13 protein-coding genes are annotated in these 12,995 nt (G+C 74.5%); 4 read left to right on the top strand and 9 right to left on the bottom strand.

Features of this window, described 5'->3' with window-relative positions; genetic code table 11:
* Nucleotides 1–58: 58 nt before the first annotated feature.
* Entirely contained in the window at nucleotides 59–889 is an 831-nt protein-coding gene (locus ABTW72_RS03855; RefSeq protein ID WP_350853867.1) for an MBL fold metallo-hydrolase, read from the bottom strand.
* The gene (locus tag ABTW72_RS03850) at nucleotides 886–1,290 is read right to left on the bottom strand and encodes a thioesterase family protein (RefSeq protein WP_350853864.1); all 405 of its coding nucleotides are present in this window, start codon (nucleotides 1,288–1,290) and stop codon (nucleotides 886–888) included. The genes ABTW72_RS03855 and ABTW72_RS03850 overlap by 4 nt, the downstream gene beginning before the upstream one ends.
* 127 nt (nucleotides 1,291–1,417) lie before the next feature.
* Between ABTW72_RS03850 and ABTW72_RS03845 the strand changes: the two genes are divergently transcribed.
* A complete protein-coding gene (locus ABTW72_RS03845) occupies nucleotides 1,418–2,491 on the top strand; it encodes a phosphatase PAP2 family protein (protein ID WP_350853861.1) in 1,074 nt (357 codons plus the stop codon).
* A gap of 25 nt (nucleotides 2,492–2,516) precedes the next feature.
* Here ABTW72_RS03845 and ABTW72_RS03840 read toward each other — a convergent pair whose 3' ends face one another.
* The 3 genes from ABTW72_RS03840 to ABTW72_RS03830 all read right to left on the bottom strand — a co-directional run bounded on the left by ABTW72_RS03840 (nucleotide 2,517) and on the right by ABTW72_RS03830 (nucleotide 5,072).
* On the bottom strand, nucleotides 2,517–4,013 hold the full coding sequence (locus tag ABTW72_RS03840) for a PH domain-containing protein (RefSeq protein ID WP_350853858.1): 1,497 nt from the start codon (nucleotides 4,011–4,013) through the stop codon (nucleotides 2,517–2,519).
* 43 nt (nucleotides 4,014–4,056) lie between these two features.
* Nucleotides 4,057–4,617: a PH domain-containing protein gene (locus ABTW72_RS03835; RefSeq protein WP_502892155.1), complete on the bottom strand. Its 561-nt coding sequence runs from the start codon at nucleotides 4,615–4,617 to the stop codon at nucleotides 4,057–4,059.
* Between the two features lie 224 nt (nucleotides 4,618–4,841).
* Nucleotides 4,842–5,072 carry a hypothetical protein gene (locus ABTW72_RS03830; protein WP_091403832.1) on the bottom strand — a complete coding sequence of 77 codons (231 nt, stop codon included), beginning with the start codon at nucleotides 5,070–5,072 and terminating at the stop codon, nucleotides 4,842–4,844.
* Between the two features lie 241 nt (nucleotides 5,073–5,313).
* Between ABTW72_RS03830 and ABTW72_RS03825 the strand changes: the two genes are divergently transcribed.
* The 3 genes from ABTW72_RS03825 to ABTW72_RS03815 are packed head-to-tail and all read left to right on the top strand — an operon-like array spanning nucleotide 5,314 to nucleotide 8,338.
* Nucleotides 5,314–6,411 carry an AAA family ATPase gene (locus tag ABTW72_RS03825; protein ID WP_091403835.1) on the top strand — a complete coding sequence of 366 codons (1,098 nt, stop codon included), beginning with the start codon at nucleotides 5,314–5,316 and terminating at the stop codon, nucleotides 6,409–6,411.
* Nucleotides 6,390–7,391, top strand: coding sequence for a DUF58 domain-containing protein (locus ABTW72_RS03820; RefSeq protein ID WP_112639301.1), 1,002 nt, complete (start codon nucleotides 6,390–6,392; stop codon nucleotides 7,389–7,391). Before ABTW72_RS03825 ends, ABTW72_RS03820 begins: the two co-directional genes overlap by 22 nt.
* Nucleotides 7,388–8,338: a VWA domain-containing protein gene (locus tag ABTW72_RS03815; protein WP_350853855.1), complete on the top strand. Its 951-nt coding sequence runs from the start codon at nucleotides 7,388–7,390 to the stop codon at nucleotides 8,336–8,338. Before ABTW72_RS03820 ends, ABTW72_RS03815 begins: the two co-directional genes overlap by 4 nt.
* Before the next feature lie 355 nt (nucleotides 8,339–8,693).
* Here the strand turns inward: ABTW72_RS03815 and ABTW72_RS03810 are convergent, their stop codons facing one another.
* The 4 genes from ABTW72_RS03810 to ABTW72_RS03795 all read right to left on the bottom strand — a co-directional run bounded on the left by ABTW72_RS03810 (nucleotide 8,694) and on the right by ABTW72_RS03795 (nucleotide 12,849).
* Entirely contained in the window at nucleotides 8,694–9,959 is a 1,266-nt protein-coding gene (locus tag ABTW72_RS03810) for an acyltransferase family protein (RefSeq protein ID WP_350853852.1), read from the bottom strand.
* Nucleotides 9,956–10,861, bottom strand: a complete 906-nt coding sequence (locus tag ABTW72_RS03805; RefSeq protein WP_350853849.1) for an alpha/beta hydrolase — start codon at nucleotides 10,859–10,861, stop codon at nucleotides 9,956–9,958. The genes ABTW72_RS03810 and ABTW72_RS03805 overlap by 4 nt, the downstream gene beginning before the upstream one ends.
* A gap of 99 nt (nucleotides 10,862–10,960) precedes the next feature.
* Nucleotides 10,961–11,623 (bottom strand): response regulator, encoded by a 663-nt coding sequence (locus ABTW72_RS03800; protein ID WP_350853846.1) that lies wholly within the window; start codon nucleotides 11,621–11,623, stop codon nucleotides 10,961–10,963.
* A complete protein-coding gene (locus ABTW72_RS03795) occupies nucleotides 11,620–12,849 on the bottom strand; it encodes a sensor histidine kinase (protein WP_350853843.1) in 1,230 nt (409 codons plus the stop codon). The genes ABTW72_RS03800 and ABTW72_RS03795 overlap by 4 nt, the downstream gene beginning before the upstream one ends.
* Nucleotides 12,850–12,995: the final 146 nt, after the last annotated feature.

Below are 12,995 nucleotides of genomic sequence, written 5' to 3'. Positions count from 1 at the left end.
TCGCCCCGCACAAAGTGCAAGATCGCTGCGGAGGTGGGGTGGTGGGGTGGTGGGTCGGTCAGGCGTCGCCGTTTAGCTGGAGATAGCCGCGGTGGGCGGCGACCAGGGCCGGGCGGGCCCCGAAGGGGGCCTCGGCGGCCACCCGCTCCGGCGGAGCGCTGCCGGTGTGCGCGGCCCGGATCAGCCAGGCCAACTTGGCCAACTCCGCGTGCTGGGCCCGGACGAAGTCGACGTCCACCGGGTCGCCGTGGCCCGGGATCACCACCGTGCGCGCGGTGGTCAGTCGCAGCAGGTCCGCGATCGCGTCCGGCCACTGCAAGGGGTACGAGTGCTCGAAGGCGGGCGGACCGCTCTGCTCCACCAGGTCCCCGGCCACCAACACGTCGGCGTCCGGCACGTGCACCACCAGGTCGGCCTCGGTGTGCCCCCGCCCCGGGTGGCGCAGCAGCACCCGTCGACCGCCCAGGTCGAGGACCGTCTCGACGTGCACGGTGTGCGTGGGGGCGAGCAGCGGGGTGTCGGCCAGCTCGGCGGCGAGCGCCGGGTGCTCCGTGCGCAACTCCTCGTACGCCTCCCGGCGCAGCCGCTCCGGCTCCTCGCGCAGGGCGGTGGCGGCCAGTTCGTGCGCGTACACCGGGCGGGCTGGGTCGCCGGCCAGGACCGCGTTGCCGAAGCAGTGGTCGTAGTGGTGGTGGGTGTTGACCAGCGTCAACGGACGGTCGGTGACCGCCCGGACGGCCGCGGCCAGCTCGGTGGCCTGGGCGGCCGAGGAGAGCGTGTCCACCAGGAGCGCCTCGTCGTCGCCGACGACCAGTGTGACGTTGACCCGCAGCAGCGGTTCGGCCAGCACGTGCACCCGGTCGGCGACCTCGACGAAGCCGGCGTTCACGACGCCCGCCCAGCGCGTTCGACGAAGCGCGCCCGGTCGACCAGGATCCGGTCCACCCGGCCCCGGGCCACCGTCTGGTCGCCGTCGCTGACCGTGACCTCGAACGACAGCCGGCGACCGTCGACGGTCGCCAGCAGCGCCTGCGCGCGGACCGTCCGGCCGACGACGGTCGGCGCCAGGTGCTCCAACTCGACCCGCGTGCCCACGGTCGTCGAACCGGGCGGCATTCCGATCGCCGTCGCCGCGACGGTGGCCGCCTCGGCCAGCGCCAGCACCCGGGGAGTGCCGAGCACCGGTACGTCCCCGGAACCGACCGCCTGGGCGGTGTCCGCGTCGGTGACGGTCAACTCGACCTGGGCGGTCAGACCCGGCGCGAAGGCCGGCTCGGGCTGCTCCTGCATGGTCGTCAGCCTAGGTGCTCACTGGACGCGTCGAGCACGCGCCCGACGATCCGGACGCGGCCACCCCCGACGGCCAACGGGTGGTCCCCGTCGGTCGATGCCGTCCCCGTCGTTAACCTTGACCCCGATGGCCGTCGTGACTGACCCCCAGCCCCCCGCCCGGACCGACCCGCCCGCGTCCCCGGACGGGGGTCGTCGGCGCGTCGTCGCCATGACCGTCTGGGCGGTCACGTTCGTCGCCGCGTGGCTGGCCATCGGGCTGCCCACCGACCCGGCGTACGCCTTCGTCTGGATCTGGCTGGCGACCATCGCCTGGAACAGCGAGCGACCCTGGCGCAGCCACCTGCGCTTCGCCCGGGACTGGGTGCCGGTGGTGCTGCTGTTCGTGATCTACAACCTCTCGCGCGGGTTCGCCGACAACGGGGCCACGCCGCACGCGATGGAGCTGATCGTCGCCGACCGGTTCATGTTCGGCTGGGCCACCGGCGGTGAGGTGCCCACCGTCTGGTTGCAGCAGCACCTCTACCACCCGCAGGTGCACTGGTGGGACGTCGCCGCGAGCTGGGTGTACTTCTCGCACTTCGTGGTGGCGCTGGCCGCCGCCGCGGTGCTCTGGCTACGTGACCGGCACCGCTGGGCCGCGTACATGAGGCGCTGGGGTTTCCTCTGCGCGGCCGGCCTGGTCACCTACTTCATCTACCCGGCCGCCCCGCCCTGGTGGGCGGCGCAGAACGGCCTGCTCACCGAGGTCGCCCGGATCTCGACCCGGGGTTGGAAGGCGTTCGGCATGCACGGCGCCGGAAACGTCCTCAACGCCGGTCAGATCGCCTCCAACCCGGTCGCCGCGATGCCGTCGCTGCACACCGCGTGGGCGTTGTTCGTGGTGCTGTTCTTCCTGACCGCCACCCGTCGTCGCTGGTGGCCGCTGCTGCTCGCGTACCCGCTGGCGATGACCTTCACCCTGGTCTACTCGGGTGAGCACTACGTGATCGACGTGCTGGTCGGCTGGGCCTACGTGGGGCTGACGTTCCTGGTGGTCGGTCTGGCGGAGCGTGGCTGGGCGGCCTGGCGGGCCCGCCACCCGAGCGCCAAGACGGCACGGCCCACGGACCCCAGCGACCCCCCGCCCGGCCAACCCGAGCCCCCAACGCCACGGGAACCGGACACCACCACCCACCCCGCGGTCCCCGCCGACCACTGACCCAACCCCGGGGGCCGGGGCGGGGTCAGGATCGGGTGCGGGCCTGGTGTGCTCGCGCGGTCAGGTCGGCTGCCAGGGCCCAGGCCTCTGCCAGGTCGCGGTCCTGGGCGGTGGCGCCGGAGCCGCCCGCGGTGTCCGCGTGGACGGTGGCCAACCCGAGACGGCGCTGGATGGGCCCCTGGACCACCCGCACGCTCTGGATCCGGGCGTACGGCACGATCACCAACTGCCGGGTGAGCCGCCCGGACCGGGTGGCGAACACCCGCTCGAACAGCCCCGCGCCGAACGCGGCACGGCCCAGCGGGTGCAGCCAGCGGGTCCGGCGCGGCGGCGGGCTCAGCGTGAGCGCGTCGAGGCGTACCCCGGGAAGCACCTCGGCGACGATCATCGTCGCCGTCGGCAGGTCGCCGACCGGCAGCAGCCGGTCGGGCCGGTTGCGGTCGTCGGCCTCCGCGACGGAGTAGCCGGCCACCTCCAGCCGCAGCCGCAGCCAGCCCTTCATCCGCCACAGCAACGGCCAGGTGGCCCGCACGGTCTGCACCCGCTCCAGCGGCACGGTCTGCGCCCGCGTCTCCAGCAGCCCGTTGTGCACCCGCAGCGTGCCGCCGTCGCGGGCCAGCCGGAAGTTCCAGTCGTCGAGGACCCGGCGGATCGGTTGCAGCAGCACACCCGCCATCGCGGTCAGGGTGCTCGCCACCGCCACGAACGACCACGAACCGGCGGTGAGGAACTGCACCACGACGAAGGCCACACCGAACGGGAGCAGGAACGCCTGCGGCGTGAGCAGTTGGCTGATCAGCAGGTTCTGGTTGCGTACCGCGTGCAGTGGCCGGCCCGGCACGGCCGCCGGTGGCGCCGTCGCACCCGGGGTCACCGGGGCCGCCGGATCGCCGGGTGCGGGCTGCTGCGCCACCCGCCCGGCCAGCGCCAGCAGACGCTCGCGCAGCACTGCCGCGTCGGCCACCCCGAGGTACGCCAGTGGCGCCTCGGTCTTGCCGCCGCCGACCACTTCCAGGCGCAGCTCGGCCAGGCCGGTGAGCTGGGCGAGCAGCGGCCGGACCACCTCCACGGCCTGCAACCGTTCCAGCGGGATGGCCCGGGTACGCCGCCAGAGCAGCCCCTCGTACACCCGTAGTTCCCGGCCGACGACGTGGTAGCCGGTGTTGTACCAACTGACCACCGACAGCACGGTCGCGCCGAGCGCCAGCACCGCCACCATGGCGGCGAACCAGCCGAAGCCCACCCGGGACAGCGTCGACCAGGACAGCCCGGCGATCACCACGACCAGGGACTTGGCGCCGTGCAGCACCGGGCTGAGCGGGTGCAGTCGTTGCCGCGGTTCGCCCGCGCCGCCGCCCGGTGGTGCCGGCCACGGCGCGGGCGTGCCGGGCGGCACCGACCCGGGCGGTGCCGCGCCAGCGAGCGGTGCGCCAGCGGGTGCCGAGCCAGCGGGCAGCACCGGCCCCGGTGGCGTCGGGCCGGTGGGTGGCACGGTGCTCGGCTCGGCGGGCCCGTCGCTCATCGCAGCGGCCCTCGGCGCGGTCGGCGGCTGCCCGCGCGGGTGCTCACAGCCCCTCCGCCCGGTCCTCGCCGAGCGCGGTGAGCCGATCGCGCAGCCGGGACGCCTCCGCCGGACGCAGCCCGGGCACCCGGGCGTCGCTCGCCGCCGCCGCGGTGTGCAACTGCACGGTGGCCAGGTCGAAGGCGCGCTCCAACGGCCCGGCGCTCACGTCGACGAACTGCATCCGCGAGTACGGCACGATGGAGAGCCGGCGGACCAGCAGCCCGTGCCGGACCAGCAGGTCGTCCTCCCGCTCGGCGTACCCCCAGGCCCGGACCGCGCGGACGATCGCGACGGCCCGCCACGCGCCGAGCACCAGCACGACGGCCACGGCGAGCCCGAACAACCAGTGACCGCTGAACGCCCAGCCGACTCCGGTCACCGCCAGCCCGATGGCGACCACGATCGCCAGCCGGATCAGCTCCACCCAGATCAGGTCGGTGGAGATCGGCTGCCAGTGGACCGTGTCCGGCCAGGGCTCCAGCGGGCCCCGACCACCCGGCGCAGCCGTCAGCAGAGCGCCGGGCGCGCCGGGCTCGGGCGGCAGGAGGCCCGGAGGCGGCAGGTCGGGCGCGCGCCGGTCGGCGGCGGGTGCCGGCCGGTGACCGGGCGGCAGCGCGCCCGGTGGGAGTGGCGCGGGCGTCGAGACGTCCGGCGCGGTGGGCTCCGGGCCGAGCGTGCCGGGTGCCGGGAACGCGCCGGGCGGCGGCTCGACGCCGGGTGGTGCGGTGGCCGGGGTGGGCGGCCAGGACGGGGAGGTGGGGCCGGGGGAAGCCGGAGGGTCGCCGCTCACAGGTCGAGCGTAGGCGATCCGGGCACCGGAGTGACGGCACGCAGGAAGCCTCGAGCGTCGAGGAAGTCACCGAGGCTGCCCCGGTGCTGGGCGCAGGCCAACCAGGTCTTGCGCCGATCGGCGTCGTGCAGACGGGGATTGTTCCACTCCAGCGCCCAGATGGCGGCGGACCGGCAGCCCCGGGCCGAACAGACCAGGGCCTCGTCGGCGGGGGAGGGGATGCTCATCCCGGCCAGTCTAGGGCGGCGGGACGGAGAAGTTGAGCGCCGGGCGACCACGGGGGGAGCCGCCCGGCGACGGGGTGAATCGTACACGCGGCGGGCCGCTCCGCGCATACCCGCGATGCGCGATTCGGCCGCTGGGGACGGCGCGGGCAAAATCGGCTTCTCCCCACCTCGACACTCAGCAAGGCGTGCGAGTCTTGATACCGCACGAGCCGCGACGACCGACAAACGCTGTGGAGGACCGGTGGCCCAGCCGACCATGCCCGACGCCCCGACGCCGAACGGAGCGGCACCTGCCCCGGTGACCACACCCGCGCAGGACGCCAGCCTGCTGGAGAAGGGCCTGTTCGAGATCAAACGTGTGATCGTCGGGCAGGACCGGATGGTGGAGCGGATGTTCGTCGCGCTGCTCGCCCGCGGTCACTGCCTGCTCGAAGGCGTGCCCGGGGTGGCCAAGACCCTGGCGGTGGAGACCCTCGCCAAGGTCGTCGGTGGGTCCTTCGCCCGGGTTCAGTTCACCCCGGACCTGGTGCCCGCGGACATCATGGGCACCCGGATCTACCGGCAGTCGAGCGAGAAGTTCGACGTCGAGTTGGGCCCGGTCTTCGTCAACTTCCTGCTCGCCGACGAGATCAACCGGGCGCCGGCGAAGGTGCAGTCCGCGCTGCTGGAGGTCATGAGCGAGCGGCAGGTGTCCATCGGTGGGGAGAGCCACCGGGTGCCGGACCCGTTCCTGGTGATGGCCACCCAGAACCCGATCGAGCAGGAGGGCGTCTACCCGCTGCCGGAGGCGCAGCGGGACCGGTTCCTCATGAAGATCGTGGTGGGCTACCCGACCGACGCGGAGGAACGGGAGATCGTCTACCGGATGGGCGTGGCCGCGCCCGAGCCGACCGCGGTGTTCGACACCCCGGAGCTGATCGCCCTGCAACGCAAGGCGGACCAGGTTTTCGTCCACAACGCCCTGGTCGACTACGCGGTTCGCCTGGTGCTGGCCACCCGGGCCCCGGCCGAGCACGGCATGCCCGACGTCGCGCAACTGATCCAGTACGGGGCCAGCCCGCGCGCCTCGCTGGGTCTGGTCCGGGCCACCCGGGCCCTGGCGCTGCTGCGCGGGCGTGACTACGCGCTACCGCAGGACGTGCAGGACATCGCGCCGGACATCCTGCGGCACCGGTTGGTGCTCAGCTACGACGCGCTCGCCGACGACGTACCCGCCGACCACATCGTGCAGCGGGTGATGTCGACGATCCCGCTCCCGGCGGTCGCTCCCCGGCAGCAGGCCACGCCGCCGTCGATCGCGCCACCGCCGGGCGCCGGCTGGCCCGGGCAGCGCCCGTGACCTCACCCACCCCTCGTCCGGCCCCCCTCGCCGACCGTAGCGAGGCCGTGCTGTCCCGGCTTCAGCTGCTCGTCACCCGCAAGCTCGACGGTCTGCTCCAGGGCGACTACGCCGGCCTGCTGCCTGGACCGGGCAGTGAGGCGGGAGAGTCCCGGGAGTACCGTCCCGGCGACGACGTGCGCCGGATGGACTGGCCGGTCACGGCCCGGACCACCACACCGCATGTGCGGCGTACGGTCGCCGACCGGGAGCTGGAGACCTGGCTCGCGCTGGACCTCTCCGCCAGCCTGGACTTCGGGACCGGGCAGTGGCTCAAACGGGAGGTCGTGGTGGCCGCCGCGGCCGCCATCACCCACCTGACAGTGCGCGGGGGCAACCGGATCGGCGCCGTGATCGGCACCGGCGGCGGGGCGTCCGCCCCGGCCCGACGCTGGCGGGGCGGACCACCGCCGTCCGGTCCCGGAGTGCTCACCCGGCTGCCGGCCCGCTCCGGGCGCAAGGAGGCGCAGGGCCTGCTGCGTGCCGTCGCCGGCACCGCGATCCAGCCCGGCCGTGGTGATCTGGGCGCCCTGATCGAGATGCTCAACCGTCCGCCCCGCCGTCGCGGAGTGGCAGTGGTGGTCTCGGACTTCCTCGCGCCGGCCGAGCAGTGGGCACGGCCGATGCGCAAGCTGCGCGTCCGCCACGACGTGCTGGCGATCGAGGTGGTCGACCCGCGTGAGCTGGAGCTGCCCGACGTGGGCGTGTTGCCGGTGGTCGACCCGGAGAGTGGTGAGCTGCACGAGGTGCAGACCGCCGACCCACGGCTGCGGCAGCGCTACGCCGAGGCCGCCGCCGCCCAACGGGCCACGATCGCCGCCGCCCTGCGCGGCGCCGGCGCGGCCCACCTGCGTCTGCGTACCGACCGAGACTGGCTGCTGGACATGGTGCGATTCGTGGCCGCGCAGCGGCACGCGCGTACCCGGGGGACGACACGATGATCCGTTTTCTGCAACCGTGGTGGCTGCTGGCTGTGCTGCCGGTCTTCGCCCTCGGCGCGTTCTACGTCTGGCGGCAGCTGCACCGCCGGGCGTACGCGATGCGCTTCACCAATGTGGACCTGCTGCGTACCGTCGCGCCGAAGGGCCTGGGCTGGCGTCGGCACGTCCCGGCGACCGCGTTCCTGCTCTGCCTGCTGGTGCTGGCCACCGCGCTGGCCCGTCCCGCTGTGGACACCAAGGAGCCGCTGGAGCGGGCCACGGTGATGCTCGCCATCGACGTGTCGTTGTCGATGCAGGCCGACGACGTGGCGCCGAACCGGCTGGAGGCGGCCCAGGAGGCGGCCAAGCAGTTCGTCAGTGAGCTGCCGGAGAGCTACAACCTGGGCCTCGTGTCGTTCGCCAAGGCGGCCAACGTGCTGGTGCCGCCGGGCAAGGACCGGGACGCGGTGACCAGCGCCATCGACGGGCTGGTGCTGGCCGAGGCGACCGCGACCGGTGAGGCGGTGTTCACCTGCCTGGAGGCGATCCGGTCGGTGCCGACCGACGGCGCGGCGGGCATTCCGCCGGCCCGGATCGTGCTGCTCTCCGACGGCTTCCGGACCTCCGGTCGGGCGGTGGAGGAGGCGGCGGCGGCCGCGCAGGCGGCCAACGTTCCGGTCTCCACCATCGCCTTCGGCACCGACACCGGCCAGGTCGACATCGGCGGGCAGTTGCAGCGGGTGCCGGTGGACCGGTTGGCCCTCGCCGAGTTGGCCGAGACCACCGAGGGTTACTTCTACGAGGCGGCCTCGGTGAGCGAGCTGAAGCAGGTCTATCAGGACATGGGCAGCTCGATCGGGTTCCGCACCGAGCCGCGTGAGGTGACCCAGTGGTACGCCGGAGTGGCGTTGCTGCTGGCGCTCTGCGCGGGCGCGTTCAGTCTGCTCTGGTCGTCCCGGATGCTGTAGCCGGTGCGCCGGCGGCGGTCAGCAACCGCCGCCGGCACCAGCACGGGCAGCGCCAGCCGCCGCCGATCCGAAGCGGTCAGTGACCGCCACCGGCGAGCACGAAGACGATGGCCACCCAGACGGCGGCGAGGGTGAAGCCCAGCGGGGCGACGTAGCGGCTCATGGACGGCTCCGGGTGGCGGCTGGACGGTCCGCGTGCGGGGGCGGACCGCAGGGGGTGGGGACGCGCACACGAAGTCGTGACCGGGCGGCTCCCGGCGACCGCCCGGGATCGGGCGGCGCGGCACACTCACCTCGGCAGTCGCCGACGTGGTGGGGAGCGGAGCGGGGTCAGCTCACCAGACTGAGTCGTGGCTCAGCGGGACTGACCATCGGCCCGGCCACGACTGGGAGGATCGCTATCTCGCACAGCGATCACCTCCTGCAAGTCGGGCGGGCCGGAACGTCGATGATCGTACACCTGCGGTGCCGACGGAACGCACTCGGCCGACCGGTCGGCGACCCCTCCACCGCCCGGTTGGCGACGCCGCTCGCCACCAGCGCGTACGCCCCGCCGAAACGACCCCGGCTGCCCGACCCGCACCACAGTGACCAGCACCACGGCGAGCAACGGCAGCCAGCAGCAGCGCGCCAGCACCCACCCCGGGCCGTCCGGGGCGGTGTGCAGACCGGGCAGAGCCAGCCCGCCGCGGGCGGTGAGCGCGGTCACCGCCACCAGGACCGGCTGGTGCCACAGGTAGATCCGGACCGCGGACCGGTTCACCTCGGTCACCGCTGCGCCCGGCAGCGGCCGGGTCAGCAGCCGGTGCAGCGCCGGCCGGGCGAGCAGCCCCAGCCCGACCTGGGTCACCGCCAGCGCCACCACCAGCAGTGACGGCGGGTTCAGGTTGGACACCCCGGCCCCGGGCACGCCGACCGCGCTCACCGGGTAGCCCAGCGCCAGCAGCGCCGCCAGCGCGACCGCCCCACCGGCCGCCAACGTGCCGCCCGCCCGCCGGCCGTCCAGCCGCCCGTCGGCGTGCGCCACACCCAGCAGGTACGGCACCGACCAGGCCGCCAGCACGGTGACCGGGGGCAGGTCGGTGCCGGACGGCAGCACCCGGACCGCCAGGTCGACCGCGGCCACCACGGCCACCGCCGGCGCCCCGCACCGCGCCACCCCCCACCGGCGTACGGCGACGCGCAGCGGGCCGGTCACCACGACCAGGATCACCAGCGGTAGCAGGAACCACAGCGGGCTGACCGCCAGCCGCAGCGCGACGGCGAGCGTGTCGTCCGAGGTGCCGAGGACGGTGGCGGCGAGCAGCACGGCGGCACCCACACCGAGCAGCGCCACGGTGGGCAGCAGCAGCCGGCGCAGCCGCCCGGCCAGCCAGCCGCCCGCGCCGCCCGGGTAGCGGGCCAGCGAGCGGGTCGAGCCGAACCCGGCGGTGAAGAAGAACAACCCGAGCGTCTGCAACACCCAGGTCATCGGGGCCAGGTCGGGCAGGGCGGTCAGCGGGCTGGCCTGGTGCAGCCCGCCGTCGCCGGCCAGCACCAACCCGGTGACCAGCCAGTGCCCCAGCACCACCCCGCCGATGGCGTACGCCCGCAGCGCGTCGACGGCACGGTCCCGGCTCATCGGGCGTCCCCGATCCGGTCGGCGTCGACGCCGCCCAGCACGACCGCCGCCACCGCGACCAGCGCGGCGCTGCCCGGCGTGAGGTAGCCGTCGTGCCCCGCCACCCCACCCACCGGCAGGGGTCGGGCACCGAACGCCGGATCACCGGGTCGGCGGCCGAAACCCAGACCGGGCAGGCGCACCGGCGGTACCCGACGGATCCAGTCGGTCGGGGCCTCGGCCGCCCAGAACCGCCGCCCGCCGGGTAGGTCGTCAGCGCGCTGCACCCCGGCGCCGACGCCCCCGAGGCTGACCACGTCGGTGACCTCAGACGGCGCGTCCACCGCCGCCAGCGACACCACCAGCGACCCGTAGCTGTGCCCGACCAGCGTGATCGCCGTCGCCGGACGCCGCCCGGCCAGCTCCCGCAGCAGCGTGGCCAGCCCGGCCGCGCCGCGCCGCGCGCTGACGCCACCGGCGGCGGTCAACACCCCGTCGGGCGGGTCGTAGCCGAGCCAGGCCAGTACCGCGACCCGCGCCGCCGGGTCGGTCGCCCGCAGCTCCCGGTAGAGCCGCCCGGCCTGCACCGACGGTGCCCGCCGGGCCACCCCGCCCAACCCCCGGTCGAAGTCGGCGAGGGTGCTGCCGACCCCCGGCACCAGCACCGCGATCCGGTCCGCGTCGGCGAGGTCGCCGAACACCTCGACCGCGCGGCCGTCACCGCGCTCGTCGAACAGCAGGAACCGGCGTCCGTCGGCCGCCCAGTCCGCGTACGGAGGGCCGGCCGCGCGCATCACCGCCGCCATCACGGGGTACGCCTCGACGAACCCCGCCGCCGTGGCCGGTTCGGGTCGGGTCGGCAGAATTAGGTTCACGCCGAGCAGCGCGGCCATCGCCACCCGGCTGGCACCTCGTCGTCGCATCACGTTCTCCCTCCGGAATGTCGTCCGGAGGGAGAGTGCGCCAAGGGGCGGGGCCTGGTCGTCGTCCCGCAGAGCCGTTCCCGGGCTGGCTCCACGGGGCTACTCTCCGGCGGCCACCAGACCCGTCTCGTACGCCAGCACCACGGCCTGGGCCCGGTCGCGCAGACCCAGCTTGGCCAGGATCCGCCCGACGTGCGTCTTCACGGTCTGCTCGGCCACCACCAGGTCACCCGCGATCTCCGCGTTGTTGCGACCCCGGGCGATCAACCGCAGCACCTCGGTCTCGCGCGGGGTGAGCCCGGCCAGGTCGGTGGGGCGCGGGCGGCGGCGGTCCGGACGGGCCGCGAACTCGGCGATCAGCCGACGGGTTACCCCCGGGGCGAGCAGCGCGTCCCCGGCCGCCACCACCCGCACCGCCTGCACCAGATCGGCCGCCGGGGCGTCCTTGAGCAGGAACCCGCTGGCCCCGGCGCGCAGCGCCTCGTACACGTAGTCGTCCAGGTCGAAGGTGGTGAGGATGAGCACCCGGGGTCGCTGCGCCGACCGGTCACCGAGCAGCTTGCGGGTGGCCTCCAGCCCGTCCATGACCGGCATCCGCACGTCCATCAGCACCACGTCCGGGTCCAGGTGGTGGGCGGCCGCCACCGCCTGCGCCCCGTCGGCGGCGTCCCCCACGACCAGCAGATCCGGTTGGGCGGCGAGCAGCGCGCCGAAACCCTGCCGGACCATCGCCTGGTCGTCGGCGATCAGCACCCGGATCATCGGTCCCCGCCCTCCGCGTCGTACGGCAACTCGGCCGCCACCGCGTAACCCCCGTCGGGCAGCGGTCCGGCGGTGAACGTACCGCCCAGCGAGGTGGCCCGCTCCCGCATGCCGGTCAGCCCGTGCCCGGAGCCGCCGTCGGCGGTCGGTCGGACGTCGGCCGGGGAGTTCTCGACGCGTACCCCCAGGCCGGACGGACCCGCGCGGACGGTGACGCGCACCGCGGCGCCGGCAGCGTGGCGGGCCGCGTTGGCCAGGCCCTCCTGGACGATGCGGTACGCGGCCAGCCCGACCGGCGCGGGCACCCGGTCGTCGTCCACCGGCTCGGCGTCCAGGGTCACCGGCAGCCCGGCCCGGCGTGCCGCGTCCACCATCGCGCCCAGGTCGGTGAGGTCCGGCTGCGGCGCGGTCTGCGGCCCACTCGTCTCGCTGCGCAGCACCCCCAACAGTCGCCGCATGTCGGTGAGCGCGTCGCGGGCCGACGCGGCGATGGCGACGAACTCCGCGGCCGCCGGGGCCGGCACGTCCGTCAGCCGGTACGGGGCGGTCTCCGCCTGCACCGCGATCAGCGACATGTGGTGGGCAACCACGTCGTGCAGCTCCCGGGCGATGCGGGTGCGTTCCTCCAGCACCGCGCGGCGCTCCTGCTCCCGTTCGCTCAGCTCGGCCTGCGCCGCCAGCGCGTGCCGGGACAGCCGGTTGCGGCGGATCAGGTCGCCGACGATCGCCAGCGCGCCGAGCAGCAGCAGGACGGGGACCCGGTTGTCGGGATGGACCAGGGTGAGCACCGGCACCGTGCTGATCGTCACCACCCAGACCAGCACCGGGCGGTCGACCCGTGCGACGACCACCGCCACCACCGCTATCGACCCGAGTGCCAGCGGCGGGGTCCACGGCCACGCCTGGTCGTCTGGCGCGTTGAACGTGCAGATCAGCAGGGCCAGCACCGTCAGCCGCCAGGCCAGCAGCGGACGCCGGGGCAGCGCCAGCAGCGGCGCCACGGTCATCGCCGCGAACAGGAGCGCGATCGGCGGCGGCAGGCCCCAGTCGCTCTCCACCGTCAACGTGATCAGGAAGAGGCCGAGCGCGCCGAGCAGACCGACCGGCGCGGCGTAGCGGGCCGGCCCGGGCCAACGGGCCAGCAGTGACCGTTCGGGCCGGACGTCCGGGCCGAGCACTGTCTGCCGTAGAGCCCGCAGGGCCACCGCGATCGGATGCCGGTTCACCACCGGGAGGCTACGGGCCGACCCCGCCACGAGGCGTGCCACCAGGGGTTGATCCCGGTGTCGTACCCCAGTGTGACGCGACTCCCGTTAGCGCTTACCTGCCGGTAACGCCTAGGCTCCGACGCGTCCGTGCTGACCATTCGCAA

The sequence above is a fragment of the Micromonospora sp. NPDC127501 genome, assembly GCF_040302185.1.
Classification (GTDB): Bacteria; Actinomycetota; Actinomycetes; order Mycobacteriales; family Micromonosporaceae; genus Micromonospora.
This window is presented reverse-complemented; position numbering and strand designations above follow the sequence as displayed.